This window comes from Arenicella sp. 4NH20-0111 (genome assembly GCF_040366405.1).
Lineage (GTDB): Bacteria > Pseudomonadota > Gammaproteobacteria > Arenicellales > Arenicellaceae > Arenicella.
Genome location: NZ_BAABWF010000002.1, coordinates 142,579 through 160,289 on the forward strand (window position 1 = coordinate 142,579; position 17,711 = coordinate 160,289).

A 17,711-nucleotide genomic window follows, 5' to 3' on the forward strand; every position below is an offset into this window, starting at 1 on the left:
CAAGCTAACGCATAAAAATAACGATTTCACTCAAAGTAATCTCACACCATGTTTCGAAGCATTTTAGGGCTCTTCTCTAACGATCTTGCCATTGACCTTGGCACCGCTAACACGCTTATCTACGTAAAAGAAAAAGGCATCATCTTAAATGAGCCTTCTGTCGTAGCCATACGATATGCGCCGGGCGGAGGCTTAAGCAATAAGAGTATTTTAGCGGTTGGTGCAGAAGCCAAGAAAATGTTGGGACGAACGCCCGGATCGATCAAGGCTATCCGGCCTATGAAAGACGGCGTTATCGCTGACTTTAATGTCACCGAGAAAATGCTTAAGTATTTTATCAAAAAGGTTCAAGAGAATCGGTTTTTACAAGGCAGTCCGAGAATTATCATTTGTGTTCCTTGTGGCTCCACTCAGGTTGAACGTCGAGCTATTCGAGAGTCCGCTTACGGTGCTGGAGCCAGAGAGGTCTATCTGATCGAAGAACCGATGGCAGTCGCCATTGGTGCAAATCTACCGGTCGCTGAACCTACTGGATCCATGGTGTTGGATATCGGAGGCGGTACTACTGAAGTTGGGGTGATGTCATTGGGCGGCATGGTTTACAGTACATCTCTAAGAGTGGCTGGCGACACGTTTGATGAAGCTATTATAAATCACGTTAGAAGAAATCACGGTTTGTTGATCGGTGAAGCGAGTGCTGAACGAGTAAAGAAAGCAATTGCTACTGCGTGGGACAAATCAGAAGAGCGTGAAATGGAAGTAAAAGGCCGTGATATCGCTGAAGGTTTGTCACGAGCGGTGACGTTAAGCAGTAAGGAGATTTATTCAGCAATCAGTGATCCTCTGGAGTCGATTGTGCAAACAATAAAACAGGCTTTAGAACAGACTCCTCCTGAACTCAGTGCCGATATAGGAGACAAGGGAATGGTGATTGCCGGTGGCGGGGCTCTTATGAGGGATATGGATCGACGATTGATGGAAGATACGGGTCTTCCCGTGGTGATTGCAGATGACCCATTAACCTGCGTTGCACGAGGTTGTGGTCGTGCTCTAGAAGAAATGGATAACCTTGGTGACGTATTTGCACACGAGTAAGAAACACCGGTATTTCTAAGAGAAGTTCAACCCGACAATGAAACTGACTGGTTACTTGCTGTATTGTAATTTGGCATTGACTTTCGGTTGCCATTGCTCGGTGTCTGTAATTGACGCTTTGGGCAATCTTACGTGAATCTAATTAATCTTTGGTTAAGGGTGTATTGAACGGTTGTGGCAAACCAGTTTCGTAAAAATAGAGGATGGGTGCAATTTGGTGTTGTGCTTTTTATCTCCGTAACATTGATGGCCATCGATGCGAACACATCGTGGCTAAGTGCACCTCGAAATGCGCTTTCCGTCGTGTTGCGTCCAGTTCAAGCATTGGCGTCTTTCCCGTCTATGGTTGGTGGCTTTTTTTCCAATATTTCGACGGCTGAACCGGACGTTAAAATAGCGTATGAAAATCTGCGAAACGAATACTTTAAGCTTAAATCCGAAACACTTCTATTAAGAACACTTCAAGAGGAAAACGCCGGTCTACGAGCATTGCTTGATGCGACAGAAAGGCTGGAAGAAAAAGTCACTCTAGCGGAGCTCATGAAGGTTAATCTAGACCGAGATAATCATCGGGTCTCTGTTGGCAGAGGGCTGAACAGTGGCGTTTACGTGGGGCAAGCTGTCATCGATGATCAAGGTGTCATCGGCCAAGTTACTGAAGTTATGCCGCTTAGCAGCATTATTGTTTTAATAACGGATCCCAGTCATGCCTTGCCGGTACAGGTTGAGCGCAACGGGTTGCGAACAATTGTGCGAGGAACTGGCAGCCTTTCGCAGTTGGTTGTGCCGTATCTAAATCAGAACTCCGATATCCGAGAAGGTGACGTACTGCTGAGCTCAGGGCTGGGTGGTCGATTCCCAAATGGGTACCCAGTGGCTCGAGTGAGCAACGTAAAAGTGATAGAGGATGAAGCGTTCATACAAGTTTTTGCGTTACCCATAGCGAAATTGGATCGATCTAACCACGTACTTTTATTGTCTCGCGAGAAGCGAGTCGAAAATACGGGTATCACTGAACGTGAGGTTGACAGTGAATAGCTCGTCCCAATCATCAAGCTCGATTTATTGGGCGTTTTCGATTTCATGCTTCGTGGCGTTCACATTAACCTTGGTTCAAGTTCCTGATTGGTTGTCGGCATTTTGGCCCGATTGGATAGCTCTAGTCATTGTTTATTGGTCTTTGTTAGTTCCTAGCCGCATAGGGCCGCTGGCTGGTTTCATTATTGGCACTATGTTGGAGGTTCTTTTCGCAAAGACATTTGGGGTATTGAGTGCAGGCTTAGCCACGCTGGCTTTTCTGGTCAATATTTCTCATTTGCAACTTCGAGTGACGTCACGTTGGCAACAAATATTTTTGGTCGTTTTTCTGGTGGCCATCTATAAGTTAGTTAATCTTTGGTTCGAGGGAATGGTCGACGGCGCGAAAATCACAGCACAAGATTGGTTGTCCTTGATTGGCGACCTAATGATCTGGCCATTTATTAATATCGTCTTAGATGAGCTGCGTAGAGCGCTCAAAATTCGCTAGTGCTAAGGTAGACGTTAGTCATGGTGAAAGAAAATATTGAATTAAAAGACTATTTGCGCGAGACGAACCTTATTCACGCTCGCTTAATAGGGTTGATTGTATTGCTCTCTCTATTGTCACTTACGTTGGTTTCAAGGATTTGGTATTTGCAAATAATGAGCCACCAACGCTTTGAAGTATTGTCTAAAGACAACCGGGTTCGTTTAGTGCCAGTGGCCCCAGTAAGAGGGCAAATATTCGATCGTAACGGTAAGGTCTTAGCCGAAAATATCCCTGTTTTTACGTTGGAAGTGGTCCCTGAAAATGTAAAAAACATGGCGGAGCTTTTGGATGAAATCGCTAAGCTCATTGAGTTGACCCCAAATGACATTCGGAAATTTCGCTCATTAGTGCGAGCGCGCCCAGATTTTGAGGCTCAAGTGTTAAAGGTTAATTTATCGGAAGAGGAGGTAGCTCGTTTTTTGGTGAACAAACATCGATTTGTTGGCGCCGAAGTTCAGCCTAGGCTGCAACGCAATTACCCTTACGGTGGAGAGTTAGTGCATGTGCTCGGGTACGTCGGGCGCATCAATCAGGGTGATTTGCAAAGAATAGACCAGCAAGCGTATAAAGGTACTGAGTACATTGGAAAGCTCGGAATTGAGGCTCGCTACGAAGAGCAGCTATTGGGAAAAGTAGGTTTCGAGCAAGTTGAGACAAATGCCCATGGGCAGAGAGTTCGACGGCTGGATATTAACCCGCCGGTGTCGGGTGATGATATCCATCTCAATATCGACGCGGATCTGCAAGTTAAAGCTCGCGAATACCTCGCAGGACAACGTGGCGCCATTGTGGCTATTGAGCCCAATACCGGGGGCGTGCTGGCGTTTGTTAGTAATCCTGTCTACGATCCAAATGAATTTGTGAATGGTATTGGTCATCGGCCTTACAGCGCACTGCGTGAAGACGTTAATCGACCCTTGGTAAACAGAGCGTTGAACGGCCGCTATGCTCCTGGATCCACCATTAAAGGTTTGGTCTCCTTGGCTGGTTTAGAGAATGGTTGGAATAAAAATTCTTCGGTTGTGTGCCCAGGCTTCTATAAACTTAAGGGAAGCAGTCACCGCTATCGGTGCTGGAAGCGAGCAGGCCATGGACCGACGACCATGCTTGAGTCGATTATGCAGTCTTGCGATATCTACTATTATCAGCTAGCAAACTGGATGGGAATCGACAAGCTTGGTGCCTTTTTGGGTCAGTTCGGTTTAGGGCAGAGGACCGGAATTGATTTAAACGGAGAACCATCGGGGCTCATGCCATCGAGGGAGTGGAAACGCGCTGTTCGAGGAACTCCGTGGTACCCCGGGGAGACATTGATCACTGGCATTGGCCAGGGATTTACCTTGGTGACTCCGCTGCAGCTTGGGGCTATGATCGCCACACTGGCTAATCGTGGCCGACGCCTCGAGCCTAGACTAGTGAATAGACTCGTGCATGGTGACGAAGTTGATGTGACCCCTGCATCCAGCGCGCTTCCAGATGTGGTGGCTACGCCAGAAAATTTCGATACGATTATTGCCGCAATGCAGGCCGTGGTTGAACACCCTCGTGGTACAGCTCGTCGAGCAGGTTTAAATGCAGGGTACACTATTGCTGGTAAAACCGGCACCGCGCAAGTGGTTAATATTGCACAGGGCGCTAAGTACGATGAGAGTAAGTTAACTGAGTTTCAAAAAGACCATGCTCTGTTTGTTTCATTTGCTCCTGTAGAGGCTCCTAAAATTGCGGTGGCGGTCATCGTGGAGAATGGCGGGAGCGGAAGTGGAGTTGCTGCTCCAGTTGCTCGAAAAGTGATGGACTTTTATCTATTGGGGAAGGACGCCAGTGTTGAAAAGGCCGGTGAGGCCCCACCGACGGAAGGCGTGCTAAATCTGACCGACCATCAGGGTGTTGAAAATGATGCGCTTTAAAATAGACATTCCATTGACTATTTGTTTGTTCGTGCTTTGTTGCGTCAGTTTGTTAATTCTGTGGAGCGCGGGCGGTGAAAATCCGCGCTTGGTATTTAATCAGTGTGTTCGAATGGGTGTTGCCGTCGTTGTTATGTTTGCCATAGCTCAGGTGCGACCGGAAACATTGTTTCGTTCTGCGCCGATATTATTTGGGTTGGGTCTTATAATGCTGGCCTTGGTTCTTGTGGTTGGGCACACGGGTAAGGGTGCTCAACGTTGGTTAGATTTGGGGGTTATGAGGTTCCAGCCCTCGGAGCTAATGAAAATAGCGGTGCCGATGATGGTGGCCTGGGTGTTAACAAGAAAATCTCTGCCTCCATCGAATTTAACGCTTGTTCTAGCTGCGATGGTGTTAGCGGCGCCAGCGGCTTTGATATTGAAGCAACCTGATCTTGGAACGACTATTCTGATTTTAATGTCGGGCGGTCTGATTGTGTTTTTGGCGGGTTTTGCTTGGAAATATATTGTGGCGATAATGGCCATCACCGCCGTAGCCATTCCCGTATTGTACCAATTTCTACATCCGTATCAGCAACGAAGGATTCAAACCCTCTTCGATCCCTGGTCAGACCCTTTAGGGGCTGGCTATCATATTATACAGTCGATGATAGCGATTGGTTCTGGTGGTGCTCAAGGCAAGGGATGGTTAGAGGGAAGTCAATCGCAATTAGAGTTTATACCCGAACGTCATACAGACTTCATTTTTTCTGTTTTTGCGGAAGAGCATGGATTTATCGGTTTTTTACTTTTGTTAGTTTTATACGTGATCATAACTGGCAGGGGCTTGTACATCGCCTACTACACCAAAGATACGTTTTCCAGACTGTTGGCAGGCAGTTTATCGATGACATTCTTTTTTTACGTTTTTGTTAACATTGGGATGGTTTCAGGAATGTTGCCGGTAGTTGGCGTACCATTGCCGTTAGTAAGTTATGGTGGTACGTCGATGGTTACTTTGATGGCGGGCTTTGGCATTTTGATGAGCATTCACCATCACAGAAGTTTGATGTCACGTTAAGTGTTTTTTTACATTGGGGAAATAGTTACCTATGAAATATAACTGCGTTTTGGGCTCTTTAGTGCTTTTAATCGGGTTCAGTGTTGCTTCGGTGCACGCCATTGAGTTGAGCGATCACCCAAAGGTACAGGAAGTAGCTGACCGGTTGGTCGCTGACGGACACTATACCAGCTCGGAGTTAGAGGAGCTTTTCCGGCACGCCACTGTTCAAAAGAATGTGCTGGATGCGATGACGAACCCTGCTGAGTATAAATTCACGTGGGGAAAGTATCGTAAGTTGTTTCTCAAATCTGACCGCATTCAACGAGGCGTTGAGTTCTGGAAGGCTAATAAAGAAACGCTGACTCGAGCTGAAAAAGACTACGGTGTTCCTGCCAGCGTCATCGTTGCCATCATTGGTGTTGAGTCTAAGTTTGGGAAGTTCAAAGGCAAGTATAAAGTCTTAGATAGTTTGGTTACGCTGGTTACTGGGTTTCCAAGAAGAAGTAAGTTCTTTGCAAGCGAGTTAGAGCATTTTTTGATTCTATGTAAAGAAAATGGCCTTGATGCTAAACAGATATTAGGCTCTTACGCTGGGGCAGTAGGTTATCCTCAGTTTATCTCGAGCAGCTATCGTAATTATGCTATCGATTTCAATGACGATGGCAGTACTGATTTAATCAATCAAGTGGATGATGCAATAGGCAGTATCGCCAATTACTTTATAGAAAATGGGTGGAAGCCAGGCGAGCCGGTTACTTCAGTGCCTGTTACCGCGGTTACTAACGAGGTAGCGTCACTAGTGAGCCGAAAGCGAAAGGTACAGTACACGGCGGCTGATCTACGAAGTAAGGGAGCAATCATAGACACCGATATCCCTGAAGCCGAAAAAATGGGGGTGTTGATGCTAGATGCCAGTGAGGTTGTACACGATAAAAAGTCGTCTGATACGTATATTGTACGTGCTGGCGACACGGCTTGCGAAATAGCGGAACGGAATAACGTCTCTTGTAGAAAACTAATCACCTTAAATAAGCTTGGCAAACAGGGAAAGATTTTCCGAGGGCAACGATTGAAATTGCCAGTCAAAGCGCAGCTTGCCAGTCAAAGAGTACGGAAAGGCTCTAAAGACAGGTCTTCATCCCAAAATACTAAGTGGGAGGTTGTTAGAAGCCCGGTGGCTGATAAAGTCAGTGAAACGGAAGATCGTACGCAGCCAAGGTATTTTTATACCCATCATAATTTCTATGCAATTACTCAATATAATCACAGTGTGTTATACGCGATGGCTGTCTATGACCTGAGTTCTGCGATTAACGATGAATATCAGAAACTGTAGTGTGTAATAGTGAGTAAACGTAATAATTTCATGATAGAAAAAGATAAATTCGGTGGTGTTTCTACAGGTAGAATCTACTCCATAGCGACGTCAGTTGGTTTCGCTTTGTTAGTTCTCTTTTCATTGCCGAGTCTGGCATCAAAGATCGTTCCTGTATCGTCTCCTACGCCAGTGCCTGAGATTAATGCTCCGGTTTGGGCATTGATGGAGATGAATAGTGGTTGGATTATCGCAGAACAAGGCGCAAACGTTGTACGAGCTCCGGCAAGTATTACCAAGTTAATGACAAATTACGTCGTTTTCTCTGAACTTAAAAAAGGCACCGTGGCGTTGTCTGATTTGGTTCCAATCAGTGAAGAAGCGTGGAAAGCTGAAGGCTCTAGGATGTTTGCTGATGTAAACACTAAGATTGAGTTGGAGCCTTTACTTAAAAGTACAGTGATACAAAGTGGTAACGATGCCTCAATAGCTCTTGCGGAATTTTTGGGCGGCAGTGAGCCAGCTTTTGCGGCACTGATGAATAAGTATGGAACTGAGTTGGGGCTTAAGCAAAGTCGATTCACCAACAGTACAGGTTTACCCGACGATAACCACGTCATGACCGCTCTAGATATTTTGACCCTAAGCGCCGCAATTATCAGAGATTTTCCGAACTTCTATTCTTGGTACTCAATTAAATCATACGCTCACAATAACATTACGCAGTACAACCGAAACAAACTGCTCTGGAAAGACAGCTCAGTTGATGGCTTGAAGACAGGGTTTACGGATGCCGCTGGGTATTGTCTGATTGCCACCGCCAAACGAGGCGATCAAAGGTGGTTGGCCGTCGTTCTTGGAGCCGACGGCGTTCGTGAGCGAGAAAAAGCGGTCATGAGTTTACTTGAGTATGGGTTTAAAAATTTCCAACCAATCACTAAGCTTGATGATCAAGGTGGGCTTGCAGCTCTTCAGGTTTATGGCGGTGATGCTGAGGAGTTGCGGTTGCAAGTGCCGCACCCTGCGAACCTTGTTATCCCAAATGGTAGAGCGGCCGATGTGGTGCAAGTTTTGGAACACGGTCCATACGTAGAAGCCCCGATTAAAGCGGGTGCGGCATTGGGTTCAGTAAGCTTGACGCTTGATGGTATTGAAATTTACAATGCGCCCCTTGTTGCAATGAGCACTATAAAGGCTGCAGGGTGGTGGAAGGGCATTACTGACTCTATTAAGCTACGCTGGCGATTATTTTTTGATGAGTAATTATACAATGTCGGACGACCCTAAAGATGGCTTTGACCTAATTGAGTACCCAACGGATTTTTCGTTTAAGGCCATGTGTCGCGCAGACGAATCGGTGCCGGCGCAAGATTACATAGAGAAATTAGTAACTCCAACGGTTGTCGATGGGGCTATCCTGAGTGTTTCTGGCAACACCAGTAAAACAGGGAAGTTTGAGTCAGTTACATTGAAAATAAGGGTTCACAATAGAACTGAGCTAGAGGCTATCTATAAGTTGATTGCGGATTCTCCCCGTGTGGTTATGACGCTTTAAAATGTCCTTTCTGCTCAGCTGAAAATAATGGATCCGAAATACACGCTGAAACTGTCAACGAGCTCAGGGCGAGAGATATTGGTCTCGTGGTTCGGTGTTGTTCCTTATGAAGTTTCACATCAGTTGATGATGGACTTCGCCGCGCAGCGAGACGCCGACGCTATGGATGAACTCTGGCTGCTTGAGCATCCCAGGGTTTACACTCAAGGAACGGCCTGTGAACTGGCGACGTTTGTTCCCAGTGATATTCGCGTGGTCAAAACCGATCGAGGTGGACAGATTACTTATCATGGTCCCGGCCAAGTAGTGATGTACCCATTATTGCATTTAAAAAATCACAATATTGGTGTAAAAAGCTTGGTAAGTAATCTTGAGCAGACTGCAATAGACTATTTGAAGAGCGTCAATATAGAGTCAGTGCGAAAGCAGGATGCGCCTGGTGTGTATGTGGATGGCGCCAAAATAGCCGCTTTAGGCCTACGAATTAAGCGAGGCAACAGTTATCACGGGCTTAGTCTGAATGTTGATATGGATTTGAGTCCTTTCACTAATATAGACCCTTGTGGTTATCAAGGACTTGAAGTGACTCAACTTGCTGATTTAGGCGTGATGAAAGAGACAGAAGAGGTTGGCAAAAAATTGGCTCAAATATTTGTGTCATCTATTTAGCGCGAGGTTAGGCTTGATCTGACTGTAGCTTTTGACGAAGTTCCATCAGTCTTTCGGGTGTGCCCACATCGACCCAATCGCCCACATAGTGAGATCCTTCTAATTTTTTCTTTGTGATCAAATCTCGAAAAATCGGCGCTAACGCTTGTTTTCCATAGGGGACGGCCGCGAACGTTGTTTTTCGATACGACGCAATCCCACTGAACGTTAGCTTTGTGCCCGAGTTTGAGAGCCTCCCATTCGAGTCGATCGCAAAGTCTCCATTTCTGTTATGTTCGGGGTTTTCTACCATGATCAATTTTGCGTACTCTGGTGGCTCCGTCAGTAAGTCTGTGAATTCGAAACGTGTCCAAATGTCGGCGTTGATCGTGATGAAAGTGTCGGATTGTATTAGCGAAAGCGCATTTTTAATGCCTCCGGCAGTCTCCAGTGCTCCGGTATCCGATTCGTCTGAGTAGGAAATATCTAGCCCATGATTAGACCCATCGCCCAAAAAATCTTTTATTTTGCTCGCCAGATAAGCAACGTTGATCACCACGTTGCGGAAATTCATATCTCTGAGTCTTAGTAAATGATGCTCGATCAATGTGTGACTTCCCAATTCTAATAGCGGCTTAGGAACATTATCCGTTAAAGGCTGCATTCGTTTTCCATGGCCTGCAGCCAATAACACAACGGTGGTCTGCTCAGGGCTTAGAGGCATTTTTCAAGAGGCTCTTTAAAATGCTCAGCGAAGGAGCTTAGTTCAACGTATTTTTGCATTGTCTCTAGGCAATATTTAGCGACCAGTGGGAGGTCGTTGAGATAGGCTGGCTTTCCATCTCTGTAATTGAGTCTACAGAATATTCCTAATACCTTTAAATGTCGCTGAAACGCTGTAAGATCAAACCAGCGCTCAAGTTGAGCGAAACTGAAATGCGGTGATTCTAGCTTTTCATAGTACTGGTTGAGCCAACGTAATTGTTGGTGCCGTGGCCACTCAATGTAGCAATCTTTAAAAAGCGATGCCAAATCATAGGTGATTGGGCCTGTGACCATGTCCTGGAAATCTATTACGCCGGGCGTATTCTCGGTTGTGACCATCAGATTTCTGGAGTGAAAATCTCGATGAACCCAAACTTGTGGTTGTTCCAGGCAAGTTTTAACAAGAAAGTCTTGAGTGGAGCTTAGCAGTGAGGTCTGTTGCTGCGTTAACTCGAGCTTAAGATGTTGTTTGAGATACCAGTTTTCGAAAAGAGACATTTCTTCGCGCAGCTTTTCAGCGCTATAGCGCTCAATAGTATTGGGTTCCCCCTGTTGTATAAGGAGAAGCGAGTCAATGGCGTCACGGTAGAGTGAATCGGCGGCTTCGAGTGACGTTAGTTGACTGAGATAGTCTTTGTCGCCGAAATCTTCTAAGAGAATAAAGCCCAAATCTAAATTTTTCGCATGGATTTCGGGCGTATGTACATTAAGGTTTGCTAACCTGTACGCGGTTTCAACAAAGGGCACGGAGTTTTCTTTTTCTGGTGGGGCATCCATCAAAATCAGAGAAGCGTTGCCAGTAGTGACTCTGAAGTAACGTCTGAAGCTTGCGTCAGATGACGCGGGTTCAACGTTTAGGTAGGTGAGTTTCACCTCTTCTGTTAGCCATTTTTTTAGCTGTTTAAATCGGGTATCCAAGATGTAAAGTAAGAAAGTAGGATTGGAGGAGCTTAGTTTTGATGAAAACACTACATTTAAATGACGACTATTTAAAGCAGTTAATCTCGAGTTGCTCTATAATATTGAACGGTAAGTATAACGAAAGCCTGATAGCTAGAGGTCAACTATTTTTGTGGTTGTAATCTTTTGTGCTATTAACTAATAAAACTAATAAAAATTATAGACTCTGAAGGTACGCCAATGCGCGAAAGACTGAAGCCAGCCACCGCAGCAGTATTACTAAGCTCTCTTCTTTTTTCACTAATATCGATGTCAGCAAGTGCAGCCTGTAAGGGAATGAATTGTGCTTGTAAACCATCGGAGCTGAATTTTGCATCTCCTGCTTTGAAACCGAATGCCGACGGCCAATACCCGTTGTCGTTAGAAGCTGATAATGTTGAATCTCAGGGTGAGGATTTAGTTGAACTGATTGGAAATGCAGAAGTTCAGCAAGGGCGGCAAACGATCGTTGCCGACAAGCTAAAGTATTATCGCCTTAGTGAACGTGTTGTTGCCACGGGTAGTGTTGAAATGATTTCCGAAGATGGAGATTATCTCTCGAGCGACTCTATTGACGTGTATGCACCTACACAAATCGGCACTTTAGGTAAAACCGAATTTAAACTTTCGAAGGGCATAACTTCTGCAGATGGCGTGGATACCGCCACTATTGAATCACGCGGTTCGGCTGACGTTGTTAATTTAGAAGGAGAAGGGGTTGTTCGGCTGGAAAACGCCAAGTACACCAACTGTCCGGAAGGTAATGACAGTGTGATAATTGGTGCCAGAGAACTAGAACTTGATCGAATAGGTGGAATAGGGCGCGCGCGTGGTGCAACCATTCGCTTTAAAGGCGTTCCGATTTTCTATATGCCCTACGTCAGTTTTCCATTGAATGATCAGCGGAAAACGGGCTTTCTTGCGCCGGGGTACGGCACTGATGAAGAGTCCGGTAATATCATCGAAGTGCCGTGGTATTGGAATATAGCTAAGAACCAGGACGCCACGATTACCTCGAGGTATTACACCGACCGAGGGTTGCAGATTGGTGCTGAGTACCGCCATAGGTCGGTCAATTCATCAACCTACATCTACGGTGAAGTGTTGCCAGATGACGAGTTGTTTGGTGAGAGTCGCGATTTGTTGTCGATTCAACACACACAACAGTTTACGCCCAGCTTGTCTGGTCGCATAAACTATAATGACGTTTCGGATATTGATTACTTTAATGACCTACGCAATGAAGTTCGTTACTTTAGTGCACGGTACGTTCCCAGAGATGTTCAGTTAAATTATTCGCACGATTATTTTAACGTTAATGTGCGTGCAAACGAATATCAGGTCATTGATGAGAGCGTAACCAGTGCTCCTTATGAGCGTCTTCCAGCGGTGTCCTTTTCGACCAACTTGCCGAAAGGGCCTTACGATATGAAATACGGTGTCAACGCAAGCTACACCAGTTTTGCGTCTGACACTCGATTGGAAGGTAATCGCTTGGCGGTCACGCCTTATGCTGAAATACCTTTTGAGAATATATGGGGTTACGTTAAACCTAGAGTGTCATTGCACTACCGTTCATACAGCTTGGATCGAGAAGATGGGTCAGAATTAGATAGCGATCCAAACTTCAGCGTGCCTATTTTCAGTGTTGATAGTGGTATCTATTTTGAGAGAAACACCTCTTGGTTCGGGGATAGTGCACTTCAGACTCTTGAACCCCGTTTGTACTATGTTTATGCGCCTGAAGAAGATCAGGATGAGGTTCCGGTTTTTGATACCAGCCAAATTTCCTTAAACAACTTTAGCAATATTTTCAGAGAAACTCGCTTTTTTGGTGAGGATAGAGTCGGGGATACTAATCAAGCCACCATTGGACTTACGTCGCGCGTGATTGAAAGCGAGACTGGGGATGAACGGTTAAAGTTCAGTGTAGGTCAACTTATCTTGCTGGATGACCTTGAGCAAAATGTTCGGAGTAATACCGTCATTGAAAAAGGGTTGGGCGATTTACTCGTTGAACTAAAAACAATGACGACACGAAAAAAAGGCGCTTGGAGCACTTACAGTTTTATCCAATACAGTCATGAGGAAGATGAAGCTCTTCGAACGGCTAGATTTGATTTAACATACCGTCCTAAAAAGGACTCTCGTAAGAATGTGAGCGTTGGATATTATTTCAGAGAGCTCGGCGACGAAGATCTTGAGCAGCTTACGTATAACGCAAATTGGCCGCTTGCTGATCGTTGGCAGCTATTTGGTTCAGGGCGTTATTCATTGGAGCGTTCCGAGAATATCGCATCCTCTATTGGTGTTGAATATAATGGATGTTGTTGGAAAATCCGTTTAGTCGGAACCGAGCGAGTTGACTCCCGTCTACTTAGAAACAGTGATCCAGACGATGATGAGCCTAGGCAGTCTATCTTCCTTGAGTTTGAGCTAACGTCACTTGGACGCCTGAGAACTGGCTTACGCTAGATAAGGTTAATTAGCGTTAACACTACTGGTCTCTCGTTGGTAAATCGTGGATATTGTCGCGAATGACCGAAAGAGGCCATTGCCTAGGCCGACTGCGCTGCCATTAAAAAACTAAAGACAATCGTTCGAACGACCGAGCAACGTATGATTAAGACTATTTTTATTTCACTGCTTTTAATAACATTATCTTTGGGTAGTGTAAAAGCACAATTGCCTGTGGTTGACAGGGTGTTGGTTATCGTAAATGAGGATGTGATTACGCAATCCGAGTTTGATTATCGCAAAGCGAGCATAGTGAATGATATGTTGGCAGCGAATCGGGCCGTTCCCGAAGACTTTGATAAGCAGCTACTTGAAACGATGGTGACAGATCGATTGCAGGTTCAAGAGGCTAATCGGCGAGGTATTGAGATAACCGAGCAGGAATTACAAAACACCATTGCTCGATTTGCGTCTCAGCAAAACTTGAACTCAGTTCAATTAAAACAAAGTATTGAGGCGTCAGGTCAGGCGTTTACCATGTTTGTTAATACCATCAAGGACTCGATGACGATAGCACGGTTTTCTGAATATTATGCACGGACTCGCGTCGTTGTACCCGATTACGAAATCGATGGATGGTTGGCAGTTAATAACTTAGATCAAGATAATTTCGAATACGAAATTGCTCAAATTTTAATTAAGGGCGGTGAAGAACAAAGTGACAAGGCTCATCAAATTAGAGATGAAATAGATCGAGGTTTAAGCTTTAACGAAGCTGTATCTACCTATTCAGAATCACTGGATGCACAGCAGGGCGGGGTGATTGGCTGGCGCAAGCCGGATCAATTGCCTGAGGTTTTTGTTAATGCTGTGAAGGATTTGGCGGTTGGTGGGGTGAGTTCTGTTGTGCAAAGCCCCAATGGTTTTCACATATTGAAACTCCTCAATCTTAAAGGCGAAAGGACTGAGATACTTCAAAGTAGTGTGCGACATATTCTTATTTCCGCCGAATCCAAAGTAGCAAAAATCCAGGCTAAAAAGCGAGCCGACGAAATACGGCAGAGAATTGTCGATGGCGAGGATTTTGAAGCGCTAGCGAGAATTTACTCAGATGACTCTGTGTCCGCTGCTTCCGGGGGCAGCCTTGGCTGGGTGTCCCCTGGCGAGATGGTTCCGCCGTTTGAGGAGGCGTATAAGCAAATGCCGATTGGGGCGATCAGCGAGCCGGTTGAGACTCGATTTGGAATGCATATCCTCAGGGTGGAGGAGCGACGAAATAAAAACGTCTCTGAGCAGATGAAGAGAGCGCAGGCCGACAATATCCTGCGTAGGCAACGCGCGGACCGAGAGTTTGGTCAATGGGTTAGAGAGCTACTGGAAGGCGCCTATGTCAAGCACGTCGCGGAGCCGGTCTAGTCCTGCAGAATCATAGGGGCTGATGGCGATTTTTCGCTAGTCATCTTAATAATATCCTTTTAGCCGAGTTTCTAACCGAGCTCGGCTTTTTTGTGCTTATTCGAACCTTAATTCATATTGGTCTGAGGTTGGTGTGTTAGGGTGTAGGGTGACAGCCCAAATAGTTAATGCTGTAGCGGTGTCAGCCATTGCTTGTATTTAGTGCTATTGCGATTGTGCAAATCGACGGTCTGCGACGATATCTAGGGCGGACATCCTTCTTAAGGTGTGTACCCTTAGTGTGTTGTATTTCTCATCCATTGAGTCGAATTTAGTGTTCTAAAAATACCAAGGAACGTTGAGCGCAGAGAGCCAAAGAGGTTTGAAAGAAGTCAAACAATGCCTGTCGCTACCTTCTTTTGTTCCTTTGACGGCTATCCGTCACTTGTGTTGGCTTTCTGGGGTATAGAAAAAAGCCCCAAGCTAGTTTTCTTCTAGCTTGGGGCTTTGTTTATTTACTTTGTCTTCCCATAGGAGGGTTGCTTGATCGCTAAGGGGCTATTTAGATTGTTCAAGCATATAGTCAACAGCGGCTTTAACTGTGTTGTCGCTAAGACTTAAGCCACCTTTTGCAGGCATGGCGCCAATGCCATTTATCGCGTTGCTATAGAGAGCTTCGGTTCCTTTGGCAATGCGCTCAGCCCATACCCCAGCATCTCCCACAATTGGCGCTCCTGCAGCACCACTGGCATGGCATGCTGCACACGGGGCGTATGCGTCGGCTCCAGTCAAATCTGCTGGCGCCGCTGTTGGTGTGGCAGCAACCGTGGTTGCAGAGAACGTTCCAACTGGGGCAATTCGGCTAGTGACAGCCTGGGTATTTTCTCTGTCGGATCGAGCATCAAGCTTTTCATTTACTTCTGATGAGGCAACGGACGCTAAAACCATGATAATGGCAGTCAGTGCAGTCATTGCTAAAATCATGATGATAAATAGGCGATTAAACGTTGAGTCGTTCATTTGCTCTTCACTCATTGGAATACCTGTAATTTGAGGGTGTTTCTCTTATTGATTCGTGTCTGACTATGGTTCTGAAAGGGTACTTAAAAGCACTGCTTTTCTTCTCATAATCTAAAAGCGGGGCGATTATAGCCTATCTCTGTGCCACTAAAAACACATTTAAACCGCTTTTGACTCTTTAAACGCTGTTCATGACTTTGATTGGCTCGAAACCTAGCCTCGAAACAAGGAACCTAGAATGCCTCGTATCACTCGTCTACCCAATTGAGAACCAATCGCTCGTGCTGCGCTCTTCACGAATGCTTCCGTTGGAGTTTGTCGAGTAGATCGGCGTTTTCGGGAGCTGCTCGTCTTGGACCTGGCTTCTTCGAGTTCTCGGAGTTCTTCTTCGCGAGCGAGTTGTTCTTCCTGTGCAGCATTTTTCTCTGCTCTGGAGATTAGCATTTCATAAGCTGACTCGCGATCGAGGGTCTTATCGTATCGGCCTCGGTATGGTGATCGTTCAATTTGTTCTTTACGCTCATTTGAATTCATTGGGCCTATTCTTGATTCAGGCGGACGAATTAGAATTCGTTCGACTTGGGTCGGGATGCCTTCTGAGTCAAGCGTACTGACGAGCGCCTCACCAACGCCAAGCTCAGTAATTACCTGGCCTGTGTCCAACTCTGGGTTGGCTCTGAATGTTTCAGCAACTGTTTTTACGGCCTTTTGGTCTTTTGGTGTGAAAGCGCGAAGAGCGTGCTGTATTTTTAGACCAAGTTGTCCCAGAATTTCTTCAGGGACATCGAGCGGGCTCTGAGAGATAAAGTAAATACCAACTCCTTTTGATCTAATTAATCTAACGACTTGCTCGATCTTATCCACCAATACCTTTGGGGCGCCATCAAAGAGAAGGTGGGCTTCGTCAAAAAACATGACGAATTTAGGTTTATCGGCATCACCAACTTCAGGCAATGATTCAAATAATTCGGACAATAGCCACAGCAGAAAAGTAGAGTAAAGCTTGGGCGACTTTTGCAGTAGCGTGTTAGAGTCCAGAATATTAATTACGCCTCGTCCTGAAAAGTCATTGGCCATTAGGTCGCGAAGCTCTATGGCTGGTTCACCCAGAAAAAATTCAGCGCCTTGTTCTTCCAGAACGATAAGGCCGCGTTGAATCGCTCCGATACTCGCTGTTGAGATGTTTCCGTACTCAGCCTTCAAGTCCTTTCTGTTATCGCCCATCCAAACTAACATTGATCTAAGGTCTTTGAGGTCTAAGATGAGCATTCCTTGATCGTCTGCTATTTTAAAGCAGGAATACAAAATCCCAGTTTGAGTGTCGTTTAGGTCAAGTAGGTTGGATAGTAAAAGCGGGCCTATTTCACTGACAGTTGTCCGAATGGGATGGCCTTTTTTCCCAAATACATCCCAAAACACAACTGGGTTACCACTCATTTGATAGCCGTCGATACCAATAGTATCAATACGTTCGTCTATTTTTGGGTGAGCCGTTGCGGGTTTGCCAATACCTGATACGTCGCCTTTAACATCTGCCAAAAATACGGGAACACCGGCTTTTGAAAAATTCTCTGCCAAAATTTGTAGAGTGACGGTTTTCCCGGTGCCAGTTGCCCCTGCGACCATTCCGTGTCGATTTGCCATGCTGGAGTCCATGTAAACCGTTTGCGAGCCGTTGCCGCCGATCAAAAGTTGATTGTTTTTAGACATCATTTTTCTTCTAGTTATTTGGTGTATTTTACCGATTCCGAATTACATCGTTGGCCGTAAACCTAATCGCTAAGTTTAAGTCGCTGTTACGAGCAAGGCAATTACTACTGATAGATAAAAAATAATAGGTTTGCAATTTATTACACTAGGTTTTACATTGTCGTGGTAAAAGGTAGAAAATCATGGGGGATTCGTTTGTTTTTACGATCTGTAACATCACGAACCCTGAATTCCTGCAACTTGATATATAATCTAGATTAAGGCGGAAATGACTCACCGCCGGACCATTATAT

Annotated in this window: 15 protein-coding genes; 11 read left to right on the forward strand and 4 right to left on the reverse strand. The window is 45.5% G+C overall.

All coding sequences use genetic code 11. The features are described from left to right. The first annotated feature begins 48 nt into the window (after positions 1–48). The 9 genes from ABWW54_RS04645 to lipB all read left to right on the forward strand — a co-directional run bounded on the left by ABWW54_RS04645 (position 49) and on the right by lipB (position 9,153). Complete coding sequence (locus tag ABWW54_RS04645) at positions 49–1,095, forward strand: rod shape-determining protein (RefSeq protein ID WP_353410642.1); 1,047 nt, start codon at positions 49–51, stop codon at positions 1,093–1,095. A gap of 174 nt (positions 1,096–1,269) precedes the next feature. After that, on the forward strand, positions 1,270–2,133 hold the full coding sequence (gene mreC / locus ABWW54_RS04650; protein WP_353410644.1) for a rod shape-determining protein MreC: 864 nt from the start codon (positions 1,270–1,272) through the stop codon (positions 2,131–2,133). Next, the gene (gene mreD / locus ABWW54_RS04655) at positions 2,126–2,623 is read left to right on the forward strand and encodes a rod shape-determining protein MreD (protein WP_353410646.1); all 498 of its coding nucleotides are present in this window, start codon (positions 2,126–2,128) and stop codon (positions 2,621–2,623) included. Before mreC ends, mreD begins: the two co-directional genes overlap by 8 nt. A gap of 20 nt (positions 2,624–2,643) precedes the next feature. Next, entirely contained in the window at positions 2,644–4,572 is a 1,929-nt protein-coding gene (gene mrdA, locus ABWW54_RS04660; protein WP_353410648.1) for a penicillin-binding protein 2, read from the forward strand. Beyond that, on the forward strand, positions 4,559–5,632 hold the full coding sequence (rodA, locus tag ABWW54_RS04665; RefSeq protein ID WP_353410650.1) for a rod shape-determining protein RodA: 1,074 nt from the start codon (positions 4,559–4,561) through the stop codon (positions 5,630–5,632). The genes mrdA and rodA overlap by 14 nt, the downstream gene beginning before the upstream one ends. 31 nt (positions 5,633–5,663) lie before the next feature. Next, positions 5,664–6,950: a lytic murein transglycosylase B gene (gene mltB / locus ABWW54_RS04670; protein WP_353410652.1), complete on the forward strand. Its 1,287-nt coding sequence runs from the start codon at positions 5,664–5,666 to the stop codon at positions 6,948–6,950. Between the two features lie 9 nt (positions 6,951–6,959). After that, the gene (locus ABWW54_RS04675) at positions 6,960–8,192 is read left to right on the forward strand and encodes a D-alanyl-D-alanine carboxypeptidase family protein (RefSeq protein ID WP_353410654.1); all 1,233 of its coding nucleotides are present in this window, start codon (positions 6,960–6,962) and stop codon (positions 8,190–8,192) included. Continuing rightward, positions 8,185–8,484: a DUF493 domain-containing protein gene (locus ABWW54_RS04680; RefSeq protein WP_353410656.1), complete on the forward strand. Its 300-nt coding sequence runs from the start codon at positions 8,185–8,187 to the stop codon at positions 8,482–8,484. Before ABWW54_RS04675 ends, ABWW54_RS04680 begins: the two co-directional genes overlap by 8 nt. Positions 8,485–8,511: 27 nt before the next feature. Further along, entirely contained in the window at positions 8,512–9,153 is a 642-nt protein-coding gene (lipB, locus tag ABWW54_RS04685) for a lipoyl(octanoyl) transferase LipB (RefSeq protein ID WP_353410658.1), read from the forward strand. 7 nt (positions 9,154–9,160) lie between these two features. Here lipB and ABWW54_RS04690 read toward each other — a convergent pair whose 3' ends face one another. Both ABWW54_RS04690 and ABWW54_RS04695 read right to left on the reverse strand, forming a co-directional pair. Continuing rightward, positions 9,161–9,856 (reverse strand): nucleotidyltransferase family protein, encoded by a 696-nt coding sequence (locus ABWW54_RS04690; RefSeq protein ID WP_353410660.1) that lies wholly within the window; start codon positions 9,854–9,856, stop codon positions 9,161–9,163. Further along, entirely contained in the window at positions 9,847–10,770 is a 924-nt protein-coding gene (locus ABWW54_RS04695; RefSeq protein WP_353410662.1) for an aminoglycoside phosphotransferase family protein, read from the reverse strand. Before ABWW54_RS04695 ends, ABWW54_RS04690 begins: the two co-directional genes overlap by 10 nt. Before the next feature lie 267 nt (positions 10,771–11,037). On the opposite strand from ABWW54_RS04695, the gene ABWW54_RS04700 reads away from it, so the two are divergent. Beyond that, positions 11,038–13,311 (forward strand): LPS-assembly protein LptD, encoded by a 2,274-nt coding sequence (locus tag ABWW54_RS04700; protein WP_353410664.1) that lies wholly within the window; start codon positions 11,038–11,040, stop codon positions 13,309–13,311. A 120-nt stretch (positions 13,312–13,431) separates the two neighbouring features. Beyond that, complete coding sequence (locus ABWW54_RS04705; RefSeq protein ID WP_353411596.1) at positions 13,432–14,709, forward strand: peptidylprolyl isomerase; 1,278 nt, start codon at positions 13,432–13,434, stop codon at positions 14,707–14,709. Between the two features lie 537 nt (positions 14,710–15,246). Here ABWW54_RS04705 and ABWW54_RS04710 read toward each other — a convergent pair. Then, on the reverse strand, positions 15,247–15,723 hold the full coding sequence (locus ABWW54_RS04710; RefSeq protein WP_353410667.1) for a c-type cytochrome: 477 nt from the start codon (positions 15,721–15,723) through the stop codon (positions 15,247–15,249). Positions 15,724–15,921: 198 nt separating this feature from the next. Further along, positions 15,922–17,418 (reverse strand): helicase HerA-like domain-containing protein, encoded by a 1,497-nt coding sequence (locus ABWW54_RS04715; protein WP_502907774.1) that lies wholly within the window; start codon positions 17,416–17,418, stop codon positions 15,922–15,924. Positions 17,419–17,711 lie beyond the last annotated feature (293 nt).

Coding starts and splice junctions, on each gene's coding strand:
- ABWW54_RS04645 (WP_353410642.1), top strand. CDS start 49: ATGTTTCGAAGCATTTTAGGGCTCTTCTCTAACGATCTTGCCATTGAC.
- mrdA (WP_353410648.1), top strand. CDS start 2,644: ATGGTGAAAGAAAATATTGAATTAAAAGACTATTTGCGCGAGACGAAC.
- rodA (WP_353410650.1), top strand. CDS start 4,559: ATGATGCGCTTTAAAATAGACATTCCATTGACTATTTGTTTGTTCGTG.
- mltB (WP_353410652.1), top strand. CDS start 5,664: ATGAAATATAACTGCGTTTTGGGCTCTTTAGTGCTTTTAATCGGGTTC.
- ABWW54_RS04680 (WP_353410656.1), top strand. CDS start 8,185: ATGAGTAATTATACAATGTCGGACGACCCTAAAGATGGCTTTGACCTA.
- lipB (WP_353410658.1), top strand. CDS start 8,512: ATGGATCCGAAATACACGCTGAAACTGTCAACGAGCTCAGGGCGAGAG.
- ABWW54_RS04690 (WP_353410660.1), bottom strand. CDS start 9,856: ATGCCTCTAAGCCCTGAGCAGACCACCGTTGTGTTATTGGCTGCAGGC.
- ABWW54_RS04700 (WP_353410664.1), top strand. CDS start 11,038: ATGCGCGAAAGACTGAAGCCAGCCACCGCAGCAGTATTACTAAGCTCT.
- ABWW54_RS04710 (WP_353410667.1), bottom strand. CDS start 15,723: ATGAGTGAAGAGCAAATGAACGACTCAACGTTTAATCGCCTATTTATC.
- ABWW54_RS04715 (WP_502907774.1), bottom strand. CDS start 17,418: ATGTCTAAAAACAATCAACTTTTGATCGGCGGCAACGGCTCGCAAACG.